Here is a 22,899-nt window from a genome sequence, read left to right on the forward strand (position 1 = left end):
CGGACGGAGCCGCCGTGCCCGTGGAGGCGTCGGCACCGCCCTGGTACCTGTCTCCCACGCCGCTCCCCGACGGCGGCCCGGCCGCCACCCTGCCCCCACCCGAGGCGCGGGACGGCGGGGCGCTGCTGCGCCTCGCGTACCGCGCCGGCTCCCCCACCGCGGGCGGCTACCAGCTCGCCCTGACCACCGCCGGGGCGCCCGCGTCCGAGATACCGGGCCTGGCCACCCACGCCTACCTGAAGGCCATCGGCTCGGCGGTGGGCGACCTGGTGCCGATCCGCCTCGGCGTCGACACCGTCCCGGTGCGGATCACGGCGGCCGTCGGATCGCTGCCGGTGGTCGGTGACACGGCGGTGGCGGTGGACCTTGGCGTCGCCGCTCGGATCGTCGCGGCGAAGGAGGGCCACGACCTGCCGCCGCCCGACGAGTGGTGGCTCCCCGCGACATCGGCGGACGATCCGCTGCCGGCGCGGGCGGCGGCCGAGCTGCGGGCGGCGGCCGGCCGGCAACAGCTGGTGCTGCGCGAGGAGATGGCCGCCGCCCTGCTGGACGACCCCCTGAGCGCCGCCCGCAGGCGGCCCTGGCCGCGCTGGCCGTGGCCTGCGCGGTGCTGGCGGCCATCGGGTTCGCCGCCTCGGCGGCGGCGGCCGCCCGCGAGCGTGGCCGCGCGTACGCGATCCTCCTCGCGCTGGGCGCGGACCGCGGCGGCCTCGGCCGCACGACGGCCGCCGAGAGCGGGTTGCTCGTGGGCCTCGGGACGGCCGTGGGGATCGCCTTGGGCGTGGCCGTCACGCACCTGATCGTCCCGCTGGTGGTGCTCGACGCGGGCGCCCGGCGTCCGGTGCCCGAGGTGCTGGTCGACCTGCCCGCTACGCGGACGCTGCTGTTGGCCCTCGCCATCGCGGCGCTGCCGCTGTTGTCGGCCGCGCTGGGCGGTCGCGGAAGACGAGATGTGGCCGCGCGGCTGCGCCACGTGGAGGAGATGTGACCGGCCCGTCCACCGGCGACGCGAACGACCGCCGCGCCGACCGCCCCGCCGACGGCCCCACCGACCGCCCCACCGACCGCCGACCGCCGGGTACCCCCGGCGGCCGGCGCGACGCCGGCTGGGTGCGGACGCGGTTGCGGGCCGCGCCCTGGGCCGCCGCGCTCGCCGCGCTCCTCGCGTTCGTCTCCGTCCTGCTCGCCGCCGCCCTGCCCCGGGCCCTGGACCGGGGCGCCGACCAGGCCCTGCGCTCCCACCTGCGCACGGCCGGTCCGGGCGGCACCAGCCTCTACGCCCGCGCGGACGTGAAGACCGGCCCGCGCACCGCCGCGGGGCTGGACTCCACCCTGGCCACGCTGCGCGCCCGCATCGCGACCGCCGCCTTCTCCGTGGCCCCCGACGGCCCCGTCCACGGCACGACGGGCAACAAGCCGCGGCCGCTGTCCAACCCGGGACTCCCCCGGCCCAACGAGATCCCGCCCACCCTCCAGCTGCTGTTCCTGCCCGAGGTCACCTCCCACGCCCGCCTGGTCGCCGGCCGCTGGCCGAGCGGCGGTTCCGCCGACGGGCCCGTACCGGTGGCGCTGTCCCAGAGCGCGGCCGACACCTACGGGGTGAAGGTGGGCACCGTCCTCCAGGCCTTCCCGGACGTCGCCGGCCGGCTGGAGGCGGAGATCGTCGGCCTGTACACCGCCGACGATCCGGACGACGCCTACTGGACCGGGCTGCTCTGCCCCACCCGGGCCTGCCACCCCGTCGGTCCGGGCTGGTCCACCTCCGCTCTGGTGGGACCCGACGCGCTGGACCGGATCGGCCCGTGGGGAACGGGCGCCGTGGACTTCTGGCGGATCCCGGTGGACACCGAGGTACTGCGCGCCGACCGGCTGCCGGCCGTCGCCGACGAGGTCGCCGCCTACGTGGCCGGCCCGACCGCGTCCGAACTGGCCCGCGACGCCGGGCGCGTGGACCTGCGGATCCTCTCGGAGCTGCCGAGGCTGTTCAAGGAGGCCCAGGCCCGCCGGCAGGCCGCGGCGCCGCTCGCCGCGATCGGTCCGGCCGGGCTCGCCGGGGTGGCCCTCGTCGTGTTCTGCCTGGCCGCGGCCCTCACGGGGGCCCGCCGTGAGGCCGAACTGCGGCTGCTGCGCGCCCGGGGCGGCTCCCGCGCCGGGATCGTCCGCCGGGTGCTGGCCGAGAACGCCGTCACGGTGCTGCCCGCCGCGCTGCTCGCGGCCTGGTTGCCCGTCGCCCTCCTGCCGACCCCGCGCCTGCTGCCCGGGGTGCTCGCCGCGGCCGCCGTCACGCTCGTGGCCCTTCTGGCCCTTCCCGTACGGGCCTTCGTGCTGGTCTCGCCCGTACGTGGCCCCGCGCCCCGGCGGCGGCTCGTGGCCGAACTGCTGGTCCTGGCCGCGACGGTGGCGGCCGTGCTCCAGGTCCGCCGCCGGGGCGTGGCGCCGCCGGGCGCGGACCTGGACCCGCTGCTGGTCGCCGCGCCGCTGCTGCTCGCGCTGACCGGGGCCCTGCTGCTGGCCCGCGTGCTGCCGGTGCTCGTCGGGGCGCTGTCCCGGGCGGCGCGGCGGCGTACCGGGTTGATCGGTTTCCTGGGGCTCGCGCGGGCGGCCCGGGGTGCGGGAGAGCGCGCGCGTCCGCCCGTACTGCCGCTGATCGCGCTGCTGTTGGCGGTGACCACGGGCGGTTTCGGGGCCACCGTCCTGACCTCCGTGGAGTCCGCCCGGCTGACGGTCGCGCGGGCCGATGTCGGCGGCGACGCCCGGGTCGCGGCGCCGCCCGGCGCCGGCCTGCCGAAGGGATTCGTGGAGGCGGCGGGCGCGCTTGCGGGCGTACGGACCTCCCTCGGGGTGTGGATGGACCACGAGGCGTTCGTCTTCGGCACCGACCGGGGTCCCGCCCAGGCCACGGTGATCGTGGCCGACCCCGCGCGCTACGCCGAACTGGCGCGGGCCCTGGGACGCGGGCGGATCGACCCGGCGGCCCTGTCGGGCGGGGAGACCGGCGCCGACGCCCCCGTGCCCGCGCTGTTCGGCAAGGAGCCGGCCGGTCAGGGCCCCGATGGGACCCACCGGCTGCGGCTGGGCAACGGCGAGGAGCTGCGGGCGAAGTCGGTCGGGGTCGTCAAGGGCTCCCCCCTGCTGTCGGGTGACGGGGCGGCCATCGTGGTGCTGCCCGCCGGGCCGGCCACCGCCCGGATGTTCAAGGGGGCCGAACCGACCCACTGGTTCGCCCTCGGCTCGGTGGATCAGGGCCGGCTGGAGCAGCTGCTGAAGGCCTCCGCGCCGGACGGGACCGCCGAGCGCCACCTCGTCCGTACGAGCGCGGGGGTCGCCTCGGCGTTCGCCTCGGACCCGCTCCAGGCCTCGGCGGAGCGGCTGTTCTGGTCCTCGCTGGCGGGCGCGGCCGGCTTCGCGGTACTGGCCGTGCTGCTCACGTTGGCGCGTACGGGCCCGGACCGGGCCGCCCTGTTGGCGCGGCTGCGCACGATGGGGCTGCGGCCCCGGCAGGGTGTGGCGCTGATCGTCGCGGAGTCCCTGCCGCAGGCACTGGTCGCCGCCGTCGGGGGCGGCGTGGTCGCCGCCGGCGCGGTGCTGCTGCTCGGCCCGTCCGTGAACCTGTCGTCGCTGGTCGGCTCCGGCGTGCCGGTCGGGGTGCGGTTCACGGTGGAACCGGTGCTCACGCAGGCGCTGGGCCTGGCCGCCCTGGTGACCGTGGCCGTGCTCGCGGAGGCGGCGCTGTCGGGCCGACGTCAGATCACCACCGAGTTGAGAGCGGGAGACCAACGGTGAACACCGAAGCGCCCACCTACGAGGAGCTGCGGCGCCAAGCGCTGGCGGCGGCCGGGCCGCGGGATCGGGCCGCCGACGCCGCCATCGTCTGCGACCGGCTGGTGCGGATCTTCAGCACGGCCGGGGTGGAGGTGCAGGCGCTCCAGGGCCTCGAACTGACCGTGGCGCGGGGTGATCTGGTGGCGCTGGTCGGCGCGTCCGGCAGCGGCAAGTCGACGCTGCTGAACATCCTGGCCGGCCTGGACGTGCCCACGGCCGGCCGGGCCACCGTCGGCGGCTACGACCTGCTGGAGATGTCCGCCAAGGACCGGCTGCGCTACCGCCGTGAGGCGGTCGGCTTCGTCTGGCAGCAGACCGCCCGCAACCTGCTGCCGTTCCTGACCGCCGCCCAGAACGTCGCCCTGCCGATGCGGTTGAAGGGCGGCGGACGACGGGGCGCGGCCGCGCGGCGGGCGGCGCGCGTGGAGCGGCTGTTGGAGGCGCTGGAGATCGGGGCGCTGGCCGGCCGTCGCCCCGACCAGCTCTCCGGCGGTCAGCAACAGCGCGTCGCCATCGCCGTGGCCATGGCCAACGACCCGGCGGTGCTGCTCGCGGACGAGCCGACCGGTGAGCTGGACTCCGAGACCGGTGAGGCCGTCTTCGAGGCGTTCCGTACGGTGAACCGGGAGCTGGGCGCGACCGTGGTGATCGTCACCCACGACCCGATGGTGGCGGGCGAGGTGCGCCGTACGGTGGCCATCCGCGACGGTCGCACCAGCAGTGAGGTGCTGCGCCGCACCGTCACCGACGAGGACGGCACGGAGTCGATCAGCGAGCGCGAGTACGTGATGTTGGACCGCACCGGTCGCGTGCAACTGCCGCACAAGTTCCTGGAGGCGCTCGGCATGGAGCACCGCGTCGCCGTCGACCTGGCCGCCGACCACATCGAGGTCCGCCCCGACGACGTGGACGCCGCCGGGGGGCCGGATCGGTCGACCGCGCGTTGATCCGCCGGTGAACCTCCGTCCACCGCCGCGACGGGCGCCGGCGGCGTCGGCGTCACTTCCGCGGGGGCGTCACTTCCGTGGTGCGGGTGTCGTTAGGCGCTCGGGGTTGACTCGGGGGGCGAAGGGATGACGGAATGCGGCAGTTTCCTCTGGACATGCACCACCTGGAGCCGGGACGCGTAGTCGAGTGGAGGCTGCGGTCCACGGCCGCGGTCGCCGCCCGAACCGGCGCCGGCGACCGGGAGCGGCCCGAGGGGGCGGGCAGGAGGGCCTCCTTCAACCAGGACAAGCACTTCACCGTCGCCGAGGAGAGCCGCGGGGCCGGCGACCCGGTCGCGTCCTGGCTCGCCGTCACCTTCGAGGTCGAGGGCCCGCTCGACGAAGCGGCCCTCGCGCAGGCGCTGCTGGGTCTGGTCCGGCGACACGAGGTGCTGCGGTGCGAGTTCCGGCGGCTGGCCGGCGAGGTGGCGTGCGAGCCCTTGGACGCCGCCGAACTCGCCCTGGAGCCGACGTACGTGGCCACCTTCGACGCCGCCGACGCGCTGCGCGACTTCCTGGTGGAGCGCTTCCGGCGCAGCATCGACACCCTGTCGTGGCCGCTGTTCACGATGGGCGCGGTCCTGCGCCCCGACTCCGCGTCCGTCTACCTGGCCTTCGACCACATCGTGTGCGACGGCATGTCGATGCCGATCGTCGTCCGCGAGGTGCGCACCGAGTACGAGGCCCTGGTGCGCGGGGAGCGGCCCGCGCTGCCCCGCGTCGCCCCCAGCTATCTGGACTTCGCCGAGGAGCAGCGGCGCCGCTACCTGTCCATCGAGGTCGCCGACGGGCGTCTGGACTACTGGAAGTCCTTCATCGGGCGCAACGGGGAGTTCTTCCCGCGCTTCCCGCTCGACCTGGGCGTGGAGCCGGACCGCATGTACCCGATCGTCAACGAGGCCTCCACCCTCCTGGACGCCGCCGAGGCGGAGGTGTTCGAGAAGGCGTGCCTGGAGGTCGACGCCAAGCCGTTCATGGGGGTGCTCGGTTCGGTCGCCGTCTGTCTGCGCGACGCGGGCGGGCCGGGCGTCTACCGGGGGTTCATGCCGGTCAGCGAGCGGGGGCGCGGTGCGTGGAACGATGCGGTGGGCTGGTTCGTCAACACCATGCCGATCGAGTTCGACGCCTCCCCGGGCCGGGACTTCGCGCAGGTCATGACCTCGGTGCGGGCCGGGTTCGGGGAGATGATCCGGCACATCGACGTGCCGTTCGTGCGGGCGTGGGAGTTGCTGGCGCCGGAGCAGTTCGCGGCCCGTTCCTGGCCGTATCCGGTGAACTTCTTCTCGTATCTGGACATGCGCAAGTGTCCGGGCGCCGAGCACCACGACGAGTGGCGGCCCACCACGCACGTGTGGTCGGCGCGGGCGAACGGCGCCTGTTCCTGGTTCCAGCGGGACACCGACGGCCTGCACATGAACTCGATCTATGTGGACACGGCGGCGGCCCGCCGCACGATGGGCGACTTCCAGGAGGCGTTGCGGCAGACGGTGCGCGCCATCGCCCGCTCGGGTGGTTTCCGCCGGCCGGTCGCGCTGCCGCTGCCGCGTCGTACCCGGGAGCGGCAGGAGGCCGTCAGGGGGTGAGCCCCGCGAGGGCGGCGGCGCGGGTCAGCAGCAGGTCGCGTTCGCGGGCGTTGCGGGTGAGGGAGGCCGCCCGTTCGAACTCGGCCCGCGCCTCTACCGGCCGCCCGAGCCGCTCCAGCAGGTCGCCCCGTACGCTCGGCAACAGGTGGTAGGAGCGCAGCGCGCCTTCGGCGACGAGGGCGTCGACCAAGGGCAGGGCCGCCTCGGGGCCCTCGGCCATGGAGATCGCGACCGCCCGGTTCAACTCGACGACCGGTGAGGGCGCCAGTCGGGCGAGGCTCCCGTAGAGGGCGGCGATCGCGGCCCAGTCGGTGTCCTCGTAGCGGACGGCGGTGGCGTGGCAGCCGGCGATGGCGGCCTGGAGGGAGTACGGCCCGGTGCCGGCGCGCCGCAGCGCTTCGACGCCGCGCCGGATGAGCATCCGGTTCCACCGGGTGCGGTTCTGGTCGGCGAGGAGGACCGGTTCGCCGTCGGGGCCGGTACGGGTGGCGGTGCGCGAGGCCTGGAACTCCAGGAGCGCGCACAGGCCGTGGGCCTCGGGTTCCCCCGGCACCAGGGCGGTCAGCAGCCGGGCCAGGCGCAGGGCGTCCTCGCACAGGGCGGGGCGCAGGAGGTCGTCGCCGGCGGTGGCGGAGTAGCCCTCGTTGAAGACGAGGTAGATCACCTCCAGGACGGAGGCGAGCCGCGCCTCGCGGTCGGCGCCGTACGGGACCTCGTAGGGCACGCCGGCCTTGGCCAGGGCCCGCTTCGCGCGGACGATGCGCTGGGCGACGGTCGGCTCGCTCGTCAGGAAGGCGCGGGCGATCTCCTGGGTGGTCAGCCCGCCGACCAGGCGCAGGGTCAGGGCGACGCGGCCCTCGGTGGCGAGGACCGGATGGCAGGCGGTGAAGATGAGCCGCAGCAGGTCGTCGTCGATGTCGTCCGGGTCGGCGGGCTCGGGGGGCGGGGCGTCCTCCAGGGCGCGGCCGACCTCGGCGAGTTTGCGGGCGTAGGTCTCCTCGCGGCGGACGAGGTCGACGGCCCGGTTCCTGGCGGTGGTCATCAGCCAGGCCCCGGGCCGGTCGGGGACGCCCGCTTCGGGCCACTGTTCCAGGGCGGCGACGAGGGCGTCCTGCGCGATCTCCTCGGCGATGCCCACGTCCCGCACGATCCGCGTCACGGCGGCGATGATCCGCGCGGACTCGATCCTGAACACCGCTTCGACCGCCTGGGCCGTACTCGCTGCCGTCACGGCCACCCATCAGATCAGCCGTGTCGGGACGGGGCAAACGCGGCGCCGGGCGGTGCGGGCTCAGCCCCCGTCGACCTGCCGGACCTCGGCTCCGACGTGCCAGGACTCGGGGTGGGTCTCCAGGAAGCGCCGGGTCCACTCGACGGCCTCGGCCTTGTCCTTGCACTGGAGCAGGGCGTAGCCGCCGACGACCTCCTTGGTCTCGGTGAAGGGCCCGTCGGTGAAGCTCGACCTACCGCCGGACCAGGTGATACGGGTTCCTTCGGCGGTGGGGCGCAGCCCGGCGGTGTCGAGCATGACCCCGGCCTTGGTCATCTCCTCCAGCAGGGCGCCCACTCGCTGCTCGAAGTCCGGCGGGAAGGTCTCGGGCGGCAGGTTCCGCTCGTCGATGCGGATCAGCGTCATGAAGCGCGGCATGGTGACTCCTCGGTCGTGAGGGCGGGGGCCCTTCCCCCGCTCCTCACCCGTACGTCGAACGGGAGACGCCGGGATCGACAGGTCCGCAAAGATTCTTCGGGGAAATCTCCGCAGGCCGCCACCGGACGCGCCCGACGGAGCCCGATCCGGCCTGATCCGAAAGACACCCCCTAGCGGCTGTCACCCGTCCAGTCCCAGCGGTGGGGATCCGTAGGGCGGCGGCGGTAGTGGGCTCGGCCGCCGGGGCCGTAGCGGCCTATCTCGGTGGGCAGGCGCGCCTCTTCGGCCAGCCGGGGCGCGCTCCAGCCCGTGACGTCGAGGAGGAGCCCGTCGAGGGGGCCGCCGACGAGCTCGCCGTAGGCGTGGCCGGGGCGGGGGCCCGGGTCGGGATCGTCGTGGTCGGCGCCGTAGACCCGGCGCGGCGGCATCCTGTCGTCCATGGTCACAGCTTCACAGGCGGCACTGACAACGACCGGGCGCGGACCGCCTACGCTGGCCGTCACGGCAGGCAACGACACGAGGAGCGCCACGCATGGGCCGGCAGGTACACCGACCGCTGGAGGACCGGGAGTTCGACTTCGTCCTCGGCATGATCGAGGGTCCGGTCCTCGTCCACTTCACCGGCAGCTGGCCCAAGGCGATGGAAACCGGCCGTGTGATGGACGCCCTCCTCGCCGAGCTGGCCGAGGAGTACGGGACCCGGCTGACGGCCGTGCGCGCCGACATCACCCGCTGCCCCGCCGCCACCCGCCGCTACGAGGTCACGGGCGCCCCGACCGTGCTCCTGCTGCGGGGCGCGGACGAGGTGGTGGCGCGTCACGAGGGGCCGCTGACGCGCGAGGGGTTCCGCGCCTTCCTCGACGCGCACGTGGAGCCGGCCTCCTGAAGCCGGGCGGGTGAACCCGGGCAGGCCGGCCGAAACTGACATAGGTGGGATAGGTGCCTTAGGCATGTAATGGATTCGGCGACACGGACGAACCATCGCTTGTGAGGTGCTTGTCATGCCCGAAGCCGTTGCCTTCCCCCAGGACCGAACCTGCCCCTACCACCCGCCGGCCGCCTACCGGCCCCTCCGGGAGGAACGGCCCCTCTCCCGGGTCACCCTCTTCGACGGCCGCCCCGTGTGGGCGGTCACCGGTCACGCCGAGGCGCGCGCCCTGCTCGCCGACGGGCGACTGTCGAGCGATCGCGCCAACCAGGCCTTCCCGGCCATCAGCAAGCGCCTGCAGGGGCTCCGCTTCCGCCGGGCCGCGCTCCTCGGGGTGGACGACCCGGAGCACAACGCGCAGCGGCGCATGCTCATCCCGAGCTTCACGCTGAAGCGGACGGCGGCCCTGCGGCCGCGCATCCGGCAGACCGTGGACCGGCTCCTCGACGCGATGGCGGCCGACGGCCCGGGGGCCGAACTCGTCGGCGCCTTCGCCCTGCCGGTGCCCTCGATGGTCATCTGCGACCTGCTCGGGGTCCCGTACGAGGACCACGAGTTCTTCGAGGGCCAGTCGCGGCGGCTGCTGCGCGGCCCGGAGCTCGCGGACGTCGAGGCGGCGCGGGCCGCGCTGGACGCCTACCTGGAGGAGCTGATCCGGCGCAAGCGCGCCGAGCCGGGCGAGGGGCTGCTCGACGAGCTGATCGCGACGCGCCTGGAGACCGGCGAGTGCGACGTCGCCGAGGTGGTGGCGCTGGCCCTGATCCTGCTGGTGGCGGGCCACGAGACGACGGCGAACATGATCTCGCTGGGGGCCTTCACCCTGCTGCGACACCCCGAGCGGCTGGCCGAGCTGCGCGCCGACCCGACGCTGATGCCGGACGTGGTGGAGGAGCTGATGCGGTTCCTGTCGATCGCCGACGGCCTGCTGCGCGTGGCCACGCGGGACATCGAGATCGCCGGGGTCACGATCCGCGCGGACGACGGGGTGGTCTTCTCGACGTCAGTGATCAACCGCGACGAGGCGGTGTTCGAGGAGCCCGACACCCTGGACTGGAACCGGCCGACCCGCCACCACCTGGCCTTCGGCTTCGGCATCCACCAGTGCCTCGGCCAGAACCTGGCCCGCGCCGAGATGGAGATCGCCCTCGGGTCGCTCTTCGACCGGTTCCCGGGGCTGCGGCTGGCGGCGGACCCCGAGCGGATCCCCTTCAAACCCGGGGACACCATCCAGGGCATGCTCGAACTGCCCGTGGCGTGGTGAGCGGCGTGCGGATCTCCGTGGACCGGGACCGCTGCATCGGGGCGGGTCAGTGCGCGCTGACGGCGCCCGCGGTCTTCACGCAGGACGACGACGGTTTCGGGGAGGTACTGCCCGGTGGGGAGGACGGGCAGGGCGCTCCCCTGCTGCGGGAGGCCGCGCGCGCCTGCCCGGTGTCGGCGATCTCCTTGGAGTGAGGCCGCCGCCACTCGCCCCGCATCGCGCGTGAGCCCCCACCCGGACGACGGGTGGGGGCTCAGCGGATGGGCTCGTGCGCTGCCTCAGTCGCGCGGCACCACGTTCTCGGCCTGGGGCCCCTTGTTGCCCTGGACGACGTCGAATTCGACCTTCGCGCCTTCAGGGAGCTCCTTGAAGCCGGTCCCCTGGATGGCGGAGAAGTGGACGAACACGTCCGGGCCGCCGTCGTCCTGCTGGATGAAGCCGAAGCCCTTGTCCGCGTTGAACCACTTCACAGTGCCAGTTGCCATCGGTGCCGATCCTTCTCAACGTTCCGCTCGGGCCGCATGCGCAGCCGTCTCGATACTGCCCGCCCGTCCCACGGACCACACGCCGGGCGCGGCCAACCGGGGCGCATCGAACACATGACCGCGCCCGGAGATCCGGCAGCCCAGGCAGTCGGGGTGGCCCGTCCGGGCGGTGGTGGTTCGCCCGCGCGACGGTCGAGGTCCGCGCGCACCTGGCCCGCCTCCGGACCGGGGAGCTGGGGCCCGTCGCCCCGTAGGCGCCGTCGCCGAGCGGAGCGGAGCGGAGCCGACTGGTAAAATGGCCGGGAAACTTGAAGCGCGGGGCGCATGCGCCCGGTGCGGACGCGTACGACGAGCCGGGGCCCGTACCGAGGGGTACGGGCCCCGGCTCGTCGCCGTTGTCGCCGTTCACGGCCCCGTCCGCGCCGCGTCCGCATGCCGCGTGTGCACTCCTCACGGAAGGTTCTGCATGAAGAACCCGTCACCTCATGGGCGTTTCGGCATCAAGGCCGCAGCGAAGGCAGGCTCCAGGCCGGGCGCCAAGGGCGCCGGCAAGGCCCCCCGGACCCTCGGGCCCCAGGGCGAGTTCGCCATGCCCAAGGCCGGCACCCCGGCGCTGCCGCCGGTCACGGCCTTCGAGGAGCTCGGCCTGCCCCCCGAGCTGGTGACGACGATGACCGACCTGGGGGTGCGGGAGCCCTTCCCCATCCAGGCGGCCACCCTTCCCAACTCCCTCGCCGGCCGTGACATCCTCGGCCGCGGCCGTACCGGCTCGGGCAAGACCCTGGCGTTCGGGCTGGCCCTGCTGGCGCGCACCGCCGGGCAGAAGGCCGACCCGAAGCGGCCGCTCGCGCTGGTCCTCGTCCCGACGCGCGAGCTGGCGCAGCAGGTGACGGAGGCGCTGGACCCCTACGCCCAAGCGCTGGGGCTGCGCATGGCCACCGTCGTCGGCGGGCTGTCGATCGGCCGCCAGACGGGGGCACTGCGCACCGGCGCGGAGGTCGTCGTGGCCACGCCGGGCCGGCTCGGCGACCTGGTCGGCCGGCGCGACGTGCACCTGGAGCGGGTACGGATCACCGTCCTCGACGAGGCCGACCAGATGTGCGACATGGGCTTCATGCCGCAGGTCACCGAGATCCTCGACCGGACGCACCACGCCGGACAGCGGATGCTGTTCTCGGCGACCCTGGACCGCAACGTCGACCAGCTCGTGCGCCGCTACCTGAAGGACCCGGTCTCGCACTCGGTGGACCCGCAGTCCGCCGCGGTCGCCACCATGGACCACCACGTGCTGCACATCCACGCGGCCGACAAGGTCTCGGCGGCGACCGAGATCGCGGCCCGCGAGGGCCGGGTGATCATGTTCCTGGACACCAAGCACGGCGTGGACCAGTTCGTGAAGCACCTGCGGGCGATGGGCGTACGGGCGGAGGGGCTGCACAGCGGCAAGTCCCAGCCGCAGCGCACCCGCACCCTCGGGCAGTTCAAGGACGGCCTGGTCACGGTCCTGGTCGCGACGAACGTGGCCGCGCGCGGCATCCACGTCGACGAACTCGACCTCGTCGTCAACGTCGACCCGCCGGCGGACAGCAAGGACTACCTGCACCGGGGTGGCCGCACCGCCCGCGCGGGCGAGTCCGGCAAGGTCGTCACCCTGGTCACCCCCAACCAGCGCCGTGACATGGTGCGCCTGATGGCCGACGCGAAGATCCGGCCGACGATCACCCAGGTGCGCTCCGGCGAGGCGGCGCTCAGCCGCATCACCGGCGCCAAGGCCCCCTCGGGCGTCCCGCTGGCCGGGGCCGCGGCCACCGACGCCAAGGGGCGGCCCAGCGGTACGGAGCTGGGCTTCCGGGGTCTGGGCACCCGTCCCGGCCGCACCGGCCGGGGCAAGGAGTCCCGCAAGACCATCGAGGCACGGCAGGCGGCGGAAGCCCGCCGCGCGGCCCGCGTCCGCAAGGGCCTGTAGGCGCGCGAGGCCCTACGGGCCCCCGCGAAGCGGCAGCCGTACGCGACGAGCGCCGGTCCCCCGGAACGGGGCCGGCGCTCGTCGCGTACGCCCGGGGCTCAGGCCCGGCGGCGGCGCCGGGCGGTGACGATCGCGCGGGTGACCAGCGGCGGCAGCAGGTCCTGGCCAGCCGGCGCCACCGCGCCCCGGCCGGACCGGCGGCTTCGGGCGGGGACCGGCGCCGGGACGGGCTCCGGTGCGACGGGGGCGCGCAGCGGCCGCGGCGCGGGCGGGGCCGTCACGCCCTCGTCGCCGATGCGCACCAGCGGGTGACCGTCGATGATGTCCACCCCGTGCCACAGGTCGGTACGGCCCTCCAGCCAGGCCAGCAGCGCCGCCTGGTGGGGCGCCGGGTCGCCCCAGGTCGCGTACAGCTTCGAGGCGGAGACGGCGATCAGGCGCAGTCCCCCCGTGGCCACGGCGGCCCAGACGGCGGCGGCGACGCCGGGGCAGTGGGCGGAGCGGTAGTCGTCGAAGACGACCACGGCGTCCGGCGCGGCGACCACGCGCGAGGAGGCGATGTCCTGCACGACGTGCTCGTGGAGGTGCGAGGCGTCGATGTGGACGAAGCGGCAGCTCGCGGGGCGCACCCGGTCGGCGACGACGGAGGTCGGGGCCTGGATGACCGTGGGCAGGGCCTCGTGGAAGGTCAGGTAGTTCGTCTCGAAGCCGCGCCGGGTGAGGGTGGGGTAGGAGTCCCGCATCTCCGCCAGGTTGAAGTCGTCGGGCGCGGGCGAGTCGAACAGGTCGACGACGGTGAACTCCTCGCCGTCGCGCAGGTATCCGGCCAGGAAGATGGCGCTCTTGCCCATGAACGCGCCGAGCTCCAGCAGGTCGCCGGTGGTGTCCGGGGACTGGTTCTGGCGCGCGAGGAACCAGTCGAAGAGCACCTGGTCATACGCCGAGAACCAGCCCTTGACGTCGGCGAACGTGCTGGGCGAGGGCGGTGCAGGCTCGATGTCGGGGGTGGTGACGGGAGCCTGTGAAACGTGCGACACGGAGAGTCATCCTCCAGCGGAATGGCATCGGTTCAACGCTGATACCCGGCCGGGTATGCAGACCATAAGCCCTCACACGGCAGTGTGACGAGACTTGTTCGACACCGATGCCTCCGCTTCCGCCCGCTCCGCCCTCCACCCCTGCGCGGGGGGCCGTCAGTTCGGCGCGCGCCGGCGCAGCCGCTGGGCCGCGGTGTTGCGTACGCGGCGGGTGCGCGCGGAGGCGGCGAGCAGGGCCAGCGCGTCCGGGGCGGCGAGCGTCTGGGCGGCGGTGCGCTGGCACCAGTCGGAGGCGGCGGTCAGTGCGGCCGGGGACCACGGGGCGCCGGCGGCGATGGCCCGCAGGAGGCTCCATTCGCGCAGCCGGCGGGCCGGGAACTCCCTGCCGTCGAGTACGGGGCCCAGGGCGCGGGCCCAGTCGGAGAACTCCGCCCCGGGCAGCAGCCGCAGCGCCCGGCGGTCGAGGTGCGTGACGACCGCGCTCTCGGCCATCACCGGGTCGGGGTCGCGCAGCACGGCGGCCACCGCCGCGGCCTCGCCCACCTCCCCGGCGACGCCCGCGACGGTGGCGAGGCGCTCCAGGTGGCGGGCGTAGCGCCAGCGGTCGGGCGCGGGCGCTTCCACCACCGCGACGGGCTCGGCGGCGGCCCGGCGGACGACCTCGACGCCCGCACCGGCACCCGGCGGCCGCGGGGCGGGTGGCTGCGGGGCGGATATCAGGGCCTGCCCCGCGGCCGGGTACGCCGGGCCGCCCCGACCGCCCCCCGGCGCCCGGCTCGTCTGGTGCTCACGTGTCCCCATGCCGTCCATTGCACACGACGGGGGTGAACGGGTGGTGCCCCGGGGTGGGGTCCGGGACGGATGTCCGGCGGAGTGCGATCGGGGGTCGATCGGGGGTCGAGAGCGCCTCCCGGCTCAGACCTGCTCGAAGTGGAAGGACTTGATGAAGCAGTCCCGGGGCTGCCCGACGGCGAAGAACACGCAGTCCAGCAGCGACTGCGAGGTGAGCGGGTCCTTCGCGGTGCGCGGGGCGCCGGTCCAGGCCTCCGACAGCGGGTCGTGGTTGTCGAAGTCCGGCGGGTAGAGGGAGATCACCCGGACCCCCTGCCCGCGCAGCCGGCGGGAGAGGATCTCGGTGAAGCCGGCCTGGGCGCTCTTGGCGGCGTAGAAGGAGTCGTGCGCGTCGGAGCGGTGGTTTCCGCGCTCCCCGCAGCCCGAGACCATGGTCACGATGTCCGGCCGCCGCGATTCCAGGAGCAGCGGGAGGAACGCCTTGGTGACCAGGACGGTTCCGGTGGCCCCGGAGGCGATGGTGTCGACGACGTCCTCGTCTGAGGCGGACAGCAGGTCCGTGCCGTGCCGGTAGCGGGCGCCGTTGTTCAGCAGCACGTCGATGTGGCCCGTACGGTCCGCGACCTCTGCGGCGAACGCGCGCACCGACGCCGGGTCCGTCAGCTCGCAGGCGAAGGCGTGGACGCGGTCGGCGTCGTGGCCCTGGGCGATGATCTCCGCGCGGACACGTTCGGCCGCCTCCCGGGTGCGGGCGGAGAGGTACACCTCGTCGCCCCTGGCGGCGAAGCCGAGGGCGAGGGTCCGTCCGAAGTCACGTCCGGCCGCGGTGATGACGACCCGGCGGGGCGCCGGCTCCTGGTCACGTGTCATGTCAAAACGCTCCTGTGTTCGTGCCGGCTCACCATGATCACAGAGGGGTGTCGGGGTCCTCGGGACGGGGGTCGGGGCCCGGCTCGGGCAGCGGGGCGCCGGTCTCCAGCAGGGTCTTGAGGCTGGAGGCGAGGCGGGGCCAGGCCTGGGCGCACAGGGCGATGAGGGGGCCGCCGGGGGTGAAGCCCTCGTGGCGGATGGTGAGCCGGGCGAGGGTGTCGCCGACCGGTTCGATCTCGTACGTCACCTTCGTGCGCGGTGCGCGCGCCAGTTCGGCGCGCAGTTCCTCGTCGATCCCGACGGCGGCGGCCCACTCGGGGGTGAAGGTGTGCCAGGTGTAGGAGAGCCGACGGTCCGCGACGCAGTCGAGGACGACCTGCGCGGGGTCGCTGGTGCGGGCGCCGCGTTCGATCCAGTCCATCGGCGCGCCCACGGCCCAGTCCGTCTCGAAGCTCACCCCCCAGTAGCGTCGGGTGAAGGCGGGCTCGGTCAGGGCCTGCCAGACGCGGTCCGGGTCGGCCTGGATGTAGAGGGTGTAGTCGATCACGGTGTCGGTCATGGCCCCATGCTGAGGGACGGGCCGTCGCGCACGCCGGATTGGCCGGGCCGAGGGGCCCGGTACGGGTGTCACCAGCCGAGGCCGCGCTCCGGGAGTTCGGTGGGCGGGGTCCGGGGGGCGAGGGGCAGGCCGAGGCGGGCGCGGGCGGCGTGGACGCAGGCGACCTCTTCGGCGCCGGCGGGGCCCCAGTCGCTGAGCTCGCGCACCTGTTCCGGGGTGGCCAGCAGTCGCGCGTACGCCGGGTCGGAACCGGTGGCGGGGGCGGGGAGCCGGGCGGCGGTACGGGCCAGGGCGCCGTGACCGGTGGCGCGGTAGCCGAGCGGGAGGGCGCCGGCGCGCGGGCCGTCGGCGGCGGTGGGCAGGTGGGCGGCGCCGGTGGCGTGGGCGATGAGCAGCAGGACCCGGCCGTCGGGGGCGAAGAGCCAGCCGGAGTGGGTGCGTACGGGCAGGTGGGCGGGGACGGGGCCGGGGTGCCAGGTGCCGTGTTCGGGGACGCGGCGGGTGCGCAGGACGCCGAGCCGGTCGAGGGCGGTGGGGGCGGTGGGGCGGCCGTCTTCCAGCAGGGCGGGGCCGGCTCCGTTGATCCGGGCGCGCAGGGCGGACAGGGCCCGGCGGGCACAGCCGGGGTCCATGAGGGCGGGCAGGTCGGCGGGCTCGGCGAACTCGATGCCGGTGACCTCCTGGTCGGGCAGGCGGATCGCGCGGATGCGCTCGGCGGTCCAGGTGCCGCCGTCGTAGACGTGGAGGATCTCGCCGGGGAAGCGGGTCTCGGGCGGGAAGGCGGGGGTGTCGGCGGGGATCCAGTCGACGGCGAGGCCGCGCGGGTAGTGGCCGTCGACGCCGAGTTCCTCGCGCATCTCGCGGGCGGCGGCGGCCGAGGGGGACTCGCCGGCGTCGACGGCGCCGCCGGGCAGGAGCCGCTCGGCGCGGTAGTCGACGCTCTGGAGGAGGATCCGGCCGTGGGGGTCGGTGACGAGGACGACCGCGCCGGTCCACAGGGCGGCGCGGGAGGCCCCGTACTCCGCCGGGGTCATCCAGGTGCCCGCGCGCCCGGGGTCGTCGGTCAGCTGCGACATTCGGAAACTCCGTTCACCGTGCGTGGACCCGCCGTGTGTGCAACCGCGGGCGCGACCTCGCGGTTACGCGACCGGGGGGCGGCTCACGCGGATCCGCTTTGCCTTCGCCATACCTGCCTGTGGGTCCTTATTACCTGGTTATGTCGATCTTGATAGCGTCCGTGACGCGGACCGGCGGTGTGAAAGTCTCTGGTCCGACCACGTGATCGGCCCAGGAGAGACGCCGAGCTCCTGGCCGGGAGGACACGGCGGCGGGCGCGAAGGTCTGCGGTGTCGACGTCGGCGGCAGGCAGCCGGGGGGACCGGCCGAGGGCGGCCGAAGCCCGCCAGCCCCTGAGGGCGCGCTGACGCGGGAGGGTACGACGGCCCGTACGGGCGAGGCCGCCGCCACGGGCGGTCAAGGGGTCAAGCGGGAGACGACGCCGACCCGCCTCACCCCGCGCGACCGCGTGACCTGCGGTTCCTGACGCGCGCCGCGCTCCGGGTCCTCACCCGTCCGTGTGATCGCGCGCGCCCGGGGGGCCGCCGTGCGGCAGGGTGGTCGGATGCCGTCGCGTCGCCGGGTCCAGCCGGTCCAACTCCGCTTACTCCTACGCCTGTTCCTCCGCCTTCCGCTGCTCCTCGCCGGACTGGCGCTGGCCGCCGGGTGCGTGACCGTACGCCCGACCCCGCCGCCTTCGGCGCCACCTTCACCCGCCGAGGCTCCGCGCCAATCCCCGGTGCGGGGGATGCCGTTGGGACCGGCGCCAGATGCCGTGCGGCCGGCGGAGCCCGCCGAGGCGGGCGGCCCCGACGCCCCCGACGCCCCCGAAGCGGCGCCCGAGCCCGACGACGCCCGCCCGCCGCGCCGGACGGCCCCGGAGCGGCCCCACCGGCCGGCCCGGCCCGGAGGCACCAAGGCCCGGCCCGCCCCGCCGAAGCACCGCGCCCCCGCCTCGGCCGTGAAGCCGCGCACGCGCAAACCCGTACGCACCGAGACCCGCCCGGCGCCGGGGCGTTCGTACGACATGGCCGCCCTGTGCCGAGCGGCGCACGGGACGGTCCACCCGTCCATCGTCGCCCTGTGCCGCTGAGGGGTGGCGCCAATTCGGGTGGAAGCGGAGGCGGTCGGTACCTAGAGTGACGGGGCACCCCGTTGTCCAGCCGGAAGACCGCTCATGCGTACGCACTACCCCCGTACGGCGCACCTGCCGTGGTCCCCCGGTGCCACGGCGGACGACATACGCGTCGCCGGGCCCTCGGCCCTGGACGGGCGCGAGGTGGTCGTCACCGAGAAGCTCGACGGGGAGAACACCACCCTCTACGCGAACGGCCTCCACGCCCGCTCCCTCGACTCCGGACACCACCCTTCCCGGGCCTGGGTCAAGGGGCTCCAGGGTCGTATCGGTGCCGGAATCCCGGCCGGGTGGCGGGTGTGCGGGGAAAACCTGTACGCCCGCCACTCGCTCGCGTACGAGGACCTGGACAGCTGGTTCTACGGCTTCTCCGTGTGGGACGGCGAGCACTGCCTCGACTGGGACCGGACCGTCGACTTCCTGAGCCGCCTCGGCGTGCCCGTCCCGCGCGTCCTTTGGCGCGGGGTGTACGACGAACGCGCCCTGCGCCGGCTGCGCGTGGACACCACCCGGCAGGAGGGGTACGTCGTGCGGACCACGGGGGGCTTCCACCGCGAGGACTTCGGCCGCTTCGTGGCCAAGTGGGTCCGCGGCGCGCACGTCCGCACGGACACCCATTGGATGTACGCGCCGGTCGTACCCAACGGGCTCGGCCCGACGGCCCCGCTGTGGGCCGTGCGCTCCGGAGCCGAGCCCGACGCGGCCGGCCTGCTCGACGTGCTCGGGGTGACGGAGCTCCCCGACGGGGCGCGCGAGACCGTCGCCGAGGTGGCGGCCCGGCTCGACGCGCTGGGCCGGACCGGCGAGGACCGGCTGGAGGGGGTCGTGGCCGCCGCCCTGCACCGCGAGCCGCGGGCCGCCCTCGCCGCGCGGCTCGCGGCGGGCCCGCTGGGGATGCGTACGGCGCGGCGCGTGGCGGACCTCGTGGGGCTGTACCCGGCGCTGCGGCGCCCGTTCCCGGACGAGGAGCGGCGGGCCGGGCTGGTCCGGCTGGCGGTGGGCGCCGACCTCGGAGTGCTGCACACGCTGGCGGCGGCCCTGCCGGGCGGTGCGGACGACCCCGACGCGGCGGAGTGCGTGGAGTGGTCGGCGCTGTGCGCGCAGGACGCGGGGCTGTTCGGCCCCGACCCGTTGGGCGGGCTGCGGCAGGGCATGCGCGAGGCGCTCGGCGGGACGCTGCACCCGGACGCGGCCGACCGCTGCTGGGCCGAGGCCCGGGAGGCGTTCGGCCGGGGCGGTGTCTCCACCGCCGAGGAGGCGGTCGCGGCGACGTGGCGTTGGCGCGACGCGGGCTCCTTCCCGCGTCTGGTGCAGCTGTGCGGGCCGTCCGGCAGCGGGAAGTCCACCTTCGCACGGGGGCTGAAGGGCGTGGACGCGTACGTCGCGCTGGACGACCTGCGCGCGGCCCGGGGCGAGCGCGCCGACCAGCGGCACAACCCGGAGGTGCTGCGCGAGGGCCTGGAGCGACTCGACCGGGCGCTGGCCGCCGGCGGCACGGTCGTGTGGGACGCCACCTCCCTGACGGAGGCCCAGCGCGGACTGGCCGGGGCGGTCGCGCGCCGGCGGGACGCGCTGGTCACGCGGGTGGTGGTGCTGGTCGAGGAGGCCGAGCTGATGCGGCGCAACGCGGCGCGGGCGCATGCCGTACCGGCGCCCGTACTGGCCGCGCAGGTGCGCCGGTTCAGTCCGCCGTACCCGGGCGGGGCGCACCGTACGTGGTACGTGGGCGCGGGCGGCACCCTGGAGGACACGGCGGGCGCGATGGGCGCGATGGGCGCGATGGCGGGCGGCGCACGGAACACGGGGGAGATCGTCTGATGCGTACCAGTGAGCAGCTTTACCACCAGGTCCGTTGGGACCCCCGCTTCGATCCGGCGCGGTTCACCCTGGGACTGCTCCAGCGGGGGGCCGCGCCGAAGCGGATACCGCTGCCCTCGTTCGTGCCCGGCGGCGACATTCCCTGGCACCGGGTGCTGTTCGTCGAGGCCGACGGTGAGCTGGTGTGGGACCGGGCGAGCGGCCTGGACCTCGTCGAGACCACCACGGCCGGGCGGGTACGGGAGGAACGGCTGCTGCGCGCCCCGTTCTTCACGGCCGGCACCCCGCACGCCTGGGACCCGGCGGACGGTGGCGCGTGGCGACCGGTCGGGGCGGTGGGGGCGCCGGTCGCGCCGCCCGCGCGCGTACGGCTGCTGACCTGGAACACCCTGTGGGACCGCTACGACGCCGCACTCATCGCCACCGCCCGGCGCAGGCCGATGCTGGTGGAGGCGCTGGCGGTGGCCGACGCCGATGTGATCGCCCTCCAGGAGGTCGAGGCCCCGCTGTTGGCGATGCTGCTGACGGCGCCGTGGGTGCGGGCCGGCTACACCCTGGCGACGGATCCGCGGGGCCGGGACGTGGCCGACAGCGGGCTGGTGATCCTCAGCCGGTTGCCGGTGCGGGAGGCGGGCTCGCACTGGCTGGGCCGGCACAAGGCGGTCACGGCCGTCACCGTGGACACGGCGGGCGGGCCGCTGGTCGTCGCCGCGACGCACCTGTCCAGCGACCACACGGAGAACGGCGCCGAGCGCAGGACGGAGCAACTGGCCACGATCGCCGAGGGGTTGGGTGCCATCGGCGCCGCGTCCGAGGTCGGGCTCGCGCTGCTCGGCGACTTCAACGACGGGCGCGGCGGCGACGCGGGACCGGCCGCCGTGCTGGGGCTGCGGGACGCCTGGAGCGAGGTGCGCGGGGCGGCGGACGAGACGCCCACCTTCGATCCCGGCGTCAACCCGCTGGCCGCCATCGGCTCCCTGACGGGACGGGCCGCCCGGCTGGACCGGATCCTGCTCGGCTCCGGCGCCGGCGCGCGGGCCCGTACGGTCGCGCTGCGCGGCGACTCCCCCGGCCCGGACGGGCTGTTCGTCTCCGACCACTTCGCGGTGGAGGCGACCGTGACGTACGGGGAACCGGACGCGCGGCCCGCGCGGCTCGACGCGGCGGCGAGCACCCGGACGGCGGTGGCGTGGTTGCCGCCCGAGGACGCGGCGGTCGAGGCGCTGCGCGCGGCGCACGACCCGGCGGTGGCACGTTGGCCCGCGCACGTCAACCTGCTGTTCGGCTTCGTGCCCGAGTCCTCCTTCGAGGAGGCGTTGCCCCTGCTGGCGGAAGTGGCGGCCGGGGTACGGCCGTTCACCGCGCGCCTGGAGGGGGTGCACGGCTTCGGGCAGCGGGAGGAGGCCACGCTGTGGCTGGACCCGGCGGCGGGTGAGGGCGGGGATGCGCCGTGGCGGGAGCTGCGGCGGGCCCTCGTCGAGCGGTTCCCGGGGTGTCGGGGCCGGGCCGGGGACTGGACCCCGCACCTGACGCTGGGGCGCAGCCGTGACCCGCTGCGGGCGGAGCGGGAGTTCGCCGCGCGCCTCGACGCCTCCCGACCCGCCGGCGGCCGCAGCGCCCGGGTGGGCTCCCTCGCGGTGCTGGCGCGGCGCGGGGACGGGCCGATGCGGGTGCGGGCGACGGTGGAGCTGGGGACCGGCGCCGTGCGGTGGACGCCCGAGGCGGCGCCGCCGACGCGCTCCGGACCGCTGCGGACCCCGGGAGGAGCGGCTCGCCGAGGAGGTCACGGCCCGCATCGCGGCGGCCCTGCCGCGGGCCGTGGTGCGCCTGGCCGGATCCCGCCGGATGGGGTGCGCCCTGCCCGGAGCCGACGTGGACCTGGTGGCGGTGCTGCCGGGCGGTGCGGTGGACTCCGGGAGGCGCTGCGCGCGCTGGCGCGGGCGTTGCCCGACGCGACCCGGCTGCGGGAGGTGACGGGCGCCCGGGTGCCGGGGCTGCGGCTGCGCCTGTCGGGGCTGGACGTGGACCTGGTGCTGGTCGCCGCCGACGCTGCGGCGGACGTCCCCGCCGAGCCGGACGGACCGGCCGCGGTGGCGCTGGCCGCGCTCGGGGACGCGGAGGCCGTACGCGACGCCGTGGGCGCGGAGCACGCCGCGTTCGCCCGCCTGGCGCGGGAGGTGAAGGCCTGGGCGCGGGCCCGGGGCCTGGACCGCGCCCCCTTCGGCGGTCTGCCGGGGCTGGCCTGGGCGGTCCTGGCGGCCCGGACCGTACGCACCGCGGGCGGCTCGGCGGCCGATCTGCGGCGGGAGTTCTTCGGGAGCTGGGCCGCCTGGGACTGGACCGCGCCCGTGGCCCTCGCGGGAGCCGCCGAGCTGGCCGCGGGGCCCGAACCGGTGACCGTGCTCACCCCGGCCGCGCCGGTGCGCAGTTGCACGACGCAGGTGGGGCCCGGGTCGCGGGACCTGCTGGTGCGGGAGCTGTACCGGGCGTGGGAGCTGCTGGAGGAGGATCCGGAGGACTTCGGCCGGGTCCTGGCGGGCCCTGCCCCGCACCGTCGGCACGCGGCCTGGGCGGTGGTGACCGTGCGGGCCGACACGCCCGGGGAGTTCGAGGAGGACCTGGGTCGGGCGCGGGGCCGGCTGCGCGCCCTGCTCGGCGCGCTCGCGGACGCCGGGGTCGAGGACGCGCACGCCTGGCCGCGCCCCTTCGAGCGGACGGACACCCGGGCCCGCTACGCCGTCGGCCTGGGCGCCCACCCGCCGCAGGCCCCGACCTGGCGGCCCTCGCCCGCCCGTGGGCGGCCGGCCTGCGCGGCGTCGAGGTCTCCTGGGCCACGTGCGGCGAGGTCCCGGACCTACCCTGACGCCCGGGGACCAGGGCCGACCGGGGCCAGAGCTCGCCGGGAACCAGGGCCGGCCGGGCCAAGGCTCGCCGGGCCGGGGCTCGCCTGAGG

At 75.6% G+C, this 22,899-nt stretch carries 19 protein-coding genes and 1 pseudogene; 11 read left to right on the forward strand and 9 right to left on the reverse strand.

Annotated elements, in window-relative coordinates:
* The first annotated feature begins 607 nt into the window (after nt 1-607).
* The 4 genes from M4D82_RS34250 to M4D82_RS03770 all read left to right on the forward strand — a co-directional run bounded on the left by M4D82_RS34250 (nt 608) and on the right by M4D82_RS03770 (nt 6,391).
* Nucleotides 608-988, forward strand: a complete 381-nt coding sequence (locus M4D82_RS34250; protein ID WP_349637040.1) for an FtsX-like permease family protein — start codon at nt 608-610, stop codon at nt 986-988.
* Complete coding sequence (locus M4D82_RS03760) at nt 985-3,783, forward strand: hypothetical protein (protein ID WP_249764655.1); 2,799 nt, start codon at nt 985-987, stop codon at nt 3,781-3,783. Before M4D82_RS34250 ends, M4D82_RS03760 begins: the two co-directional genes overlap by 4 nt.
* A complete protein-coding gene (locus M4D82_RS03765; RefSeq protein ID WP_502988865.1) occupies nt 3,780-4,769 on the forward strand; it encodes an ABC transporter ATP-binding protein in 990 nt (329 codons plus the stop codon). Before M4D82_RS03760 ends, M4D82_RS03765 begins: the two co-directional genes overlap by 4 nt.
* Before the next feature lie 134 nt (nt 4,770-4,903).
* Nucleotides 4,904-6,391, forward strand: a complete 1,488-nt coding sequence (locus M4D82_RS03770; RefSeq protein WP_249764656.1) for a condensation domain-containing protein — start codon at nt 4,904-4,906, stop codon at nt 6,389-6,391.
* Here the strand turns inward: M4D82_RS03770 and M4D82_RS03775 are convergent.
* The 3 genes from M4D82_RS03775 to M4D82_RS03785 all read right to left on the reverse strand — a co-directional run bounded on the left by M4D82_RS03775 (nt 6,381) and on the right by M4D82_RS03785 (nt 8,479).
* Complete coding sequence (locus M4D82_RS03775) at nt 6,381-7,628, reverse strand: RNA polymerase sigma factor (protein WP_502988866.1); 1,248 nt, start codon at nt 7,626-7,628, stop codon at nt 6,381-6,383. The two genes, M4D82_RS03770 and M4D82_RS03775, sit on opposite strands and share 11 nt — an antisense overlap.
* A 54-nt stretch (nt 7,629-7,682) precedes the next feature.
* On the reverse strand, nt 7,683-8,039 hold the full coding sequence (locus tag M4D82_RS03780; RefSeq protein ID WP_249764658.1) for a YciI family protein: 357 nt from the start codon (nt 8,037-8,039) through the stop codon (nt 7,683-7,685).
* Between the two features lie 170 nt (nt 8,040-8,209).
* Nucleotides 8,210-8,479, reverse strand: coding sequence for a hypothetical protein (locus M4D82_RS03785; RefSeq protein WP_249764659.1), 270 nt, complete (start codon nt 8,477-8,479; stop codon nt 8,210-8,212).
* A 92-nt stretch (nt 8,480-8,571) separates the two neighbouring features.
* Here M4D82_RS03785 and M4D82_RS03790 point away from each other — a divergent pair, with 92 nt between their 5' ends.
* The 3 genes from M4D82_RS03790 to M4D82_RS03800 all read left to right on the forward strand — a co-directional run bounded on the left by M4D82_RS03790 (nt 8,572) and on the right by M4D82_RS03800 (nt 10,422).
* Complete coding sequence (locus M4D82_RS03790; protein ID WP_249764660.1) at nt 8,572-8,925, forward strand: thioredoxin family protein; 354 nt, start codon at nt 8,572-8,574, stop codon at nt 8,923-8,925.
* A gap of 115 nt (nt 8,926-9,040) precedes the next feature.
* The gene (locus M4D82_RS03795) at nt 9,041-10,228 is read left to right on the forward strand and encodes a cytochrome P450 (protein ID WP_249764661.1); all 1,188 of its coding nucleotides are present in this window, start codon (nt 9,041-9,043) and stop codon (nt 10,226-10,228) included.
* A 5-nt stretch (nt 10,229-10,233) separates the two neighbouring features.
* Complete coding sequence (locus tag M4D82_RS03800; protein WP_249764662.1) at nt 10,234-10,422, forward strand: ferredoxin; 189 nt, start codon at nt 10,234-10,236, stop codon at nt 10,420-10,422.
* Nucleotides 10,423-10,506: 84 nt separating this feature from the next.
* Here the strand turns inward: M4D82_RS03800 and M4D82_RS03805 are convergent, their stop codons facing one another.
* Nucleotides 10,507-10,713, reverse strand: coding sequence for a cold-shock protein (locus M4D82_RS03805; protein WP_249764663.1), 207 nt, complete (start codon nt 10,711-10,713; stop codon nt 10,507-10,509).
* Between the two features lie 466 nt (nt 10,714-11,179).
* On the opposite strand from M4D82_RS03805, the gene M4D82_RS03810 reads away from it, so the two are divergent.
* Nucleotides 11,180-12,679, forward strand: a complete 1,500-nt coding sequence (locus M4D82_RS03810) for a DEAD/DEAH box helicase (RefSeq protein ID WP_502988867.1) — start codon at nt 11,180-11,182, stop codon at nt 12,677-12,679.
* 98 nt (nt 12,680-12,777) lie between these two features.
* On the opposite strand, the gene M4D82_RS03815 is transcribed toward M4D82_RS03810, so the two are convergent.
* The 5 genes from M4D82_RS03815 to M4D82_RS03835 all read right to left on the reverse strand — a co-directional run bounded on the left by M4D82_RS03815 (nt 12,778) and on the right by M4D82_RS03835 (nt 17,013).
* Complete coding sequence (locus M4D82_RS03815; RefSeq protein WP_249764664.1) at nt 12,778-13,716, reverse strand: class I SAM-dependent methyltransferase; 939 nt, start codon at nt 13,714-13,716, stop codon at nt 12,778-12,780.
* A gap of 156 nt (nt 13,717-13,872) precedes the next feature.
* The gene (locus M4D82_RS03820; RefSeq protein ID WP_249764665.1) at nt 13,873-14,517 is read right to left on the reverse strand and encodes a hypothetical protein; all 645 of its coding nucleotides are present in this window, start codon (nt 14,515-14,517) and stop codon (nt 13,873-13,875) included.
* 114 nt (nt 14,518-14,631) lie between these two features.
* Complete coding sequence (locus M4D82_RS03825) at nt 14,632-15,378, reverse strand: SDR family oxidoreductase (protein WP_249764666.1); 747 nt, start codon at nt 15,376-15,378, stop codon at nt 14,632-14,634.
* Between the two features lie 37 nt (nt 15,379-15,415).
* A complete protein-coding gene (locus tag M4D82_RS03830; RefSeq protein ID WP_249764667.1) occupies nt 15,416-15,937 on the reverse strand; it encodes an SRPBCC domain-containing protein in 522 nt (173 codons plus the stop codon).
* Between the two features lie 68 nt (nt 15,938-16,005).
* Nucleotides 16,006-17,013: an NUDIX domain-containing protein gene (locus tag M4D82_RS03835; protein WP_249764668.1), complete on the reverse strand. Its 1,008-nt coding sequence runs from the start codon at nt 17,011-17,013 to the stop codon at nt 16,006-16,008.
* Between the two features lie 728 nt (nt 17,014-17,741).
* On the opposite strand from M4D82_RS03835, the gene M4D82_RS03840 reads away from it, so the two are divergent.
* The 3 genes and pseudogenes from M4D82_RS03840 (at nt 17,742) to M4D82_RS03850 (ending at nt 22,809) form a co-directional block, all read left to right on the forward strand.
* Entirely contained in the window at nt 17,742-18,086 is a 345-nt protein-coding gene (locus M4D82_RS03840) for a hypothetical protein (protein WP_249764669.1), read from the forward strand.
* Between the two features lie 84 nt (nt 18,087-18,170).
* Nucleotides 18,171-19,946 carry an RNA ligase family protein gene (locus tag M4D82_RS03845; RefSeq protein WP_249764670.1) on the forward strand — a complete coding sequence of 592 codons (1,776 nt, stop codon included), beginning with the start codon at nt 18,171-18,173 and terminating at the stop codon, nt 19,944-19,946.
* Nucleotides 19,946-22,809: pseudogene (locus M4D82_RS03850) on the forward strand (poly(A) polymerase). Before M4D82_RS03845 ends, M4D82_RS03850 begins: the two are co-directional and overlap by 1 nt.
* Nucleotides 22,810-22,899 lie beyond the last annotated feature (90 nt).

Source organism: Streptomyces sp. RerS4, from assembly GCF_023515955.1.
Lineage (GTDB): Bacteria > Actinomycetota > Actinomycetes > Streptomycetales > Streptomycetaceae > Streptomyces.

Bases quoted from the DNA above. Each gene is read 5' to 3' on its own strand.
- M4D82_RS03770 (WP_249764656.1), top strand. From the start codon at position 4,904: ATGCGGCAGTTTCCTCTGGACATGCACCACCTGGAGCCGGGACGCGTA.
- M4D82_RS03780 (WP_249764658.1), bottom strand. From the start codon at position 8,039: ATGCCGCGCTTCATGACGCTGATCCGCATCGACGAGCGGAACCTGCCG.
- M4D82_RS03785 (WP_249764659.1), bottom strand. From the start codon at position 8,479: ATGGACGACAGGATGCCGCCGCGCCGGGTCTACGGCGCCGACCACGAC.
- M4D82_RS03790 (WP_249764660.1), top strand. From the start codon at position 8,572: ATGGGCCGGCAGGTACACCGACCGCTGGAGGACCGGGAGTTCGACTTC.
- M4D82_RS03795 (WP_249764661.1), top strand. From the start codon at position 9,041: ATGCCCGAAGCCGTTGCCTTCCCCCAGGACCGAACCTGCCCCTACCAC.
- M4D82_RS03805 (WP_249764663.1), bottom strand. From the start codon at position 10,713: ATGGCAACTGGCACTGTGAAGTGGTTCAACGCGGACAAGGGCTTCGGC.
- M4D82_RS03810 (WP_502988867.1), top strand. From the start codon at position 11,180: ATGAAGAACCCGTCACCTCATGGGCGTTTCGGCATCAAGGCCGCAGCG.
- M4D82_RS03820 (WP_249764665.1), bottom strand. From the start codon at position 14,517: ATGGGGACACGTGAGCACCAGACGAGCCGGGCGCCGGGGGGCGGTCGG.
- M4D82_RS03825 (WP_249764666.1), bottom strand. From the start codon at position 15,378: ATGACACGTGACCAGGAGCCGGCGCCCCGCCGGGTCGTCATCACCGCG.
- M4D82_RS03830 (WP_249764667.1), bottom strand. From the start codon at position 15,937: ATGACCGACACCGTGATCGACTACACCCTCTACATCCAGGCCGACCCG.
- M4D82_RS03835 (WP_249764668.1), bottom strand. From the start codon at position 17,013: ATGTCGCAGCTGACCGACGACCCCGGGCGCGCGGGCACCTGGATGACC.
- M4D82_RS03840 (WP_249764669.1), top strand. From the start codon at position 17,742: ATGCCGTTGGGACCGGCGCCAGATGCCGTGCGGCCGGCGGAGCCCGCC.
- M4D82_RS03845 (WP_249764670.1), top strand. From the start codon at position 18,171: ATGCGTACGCACTACCCCCGTACGGCGCACCTGCCGTGGTCCCCCGGT.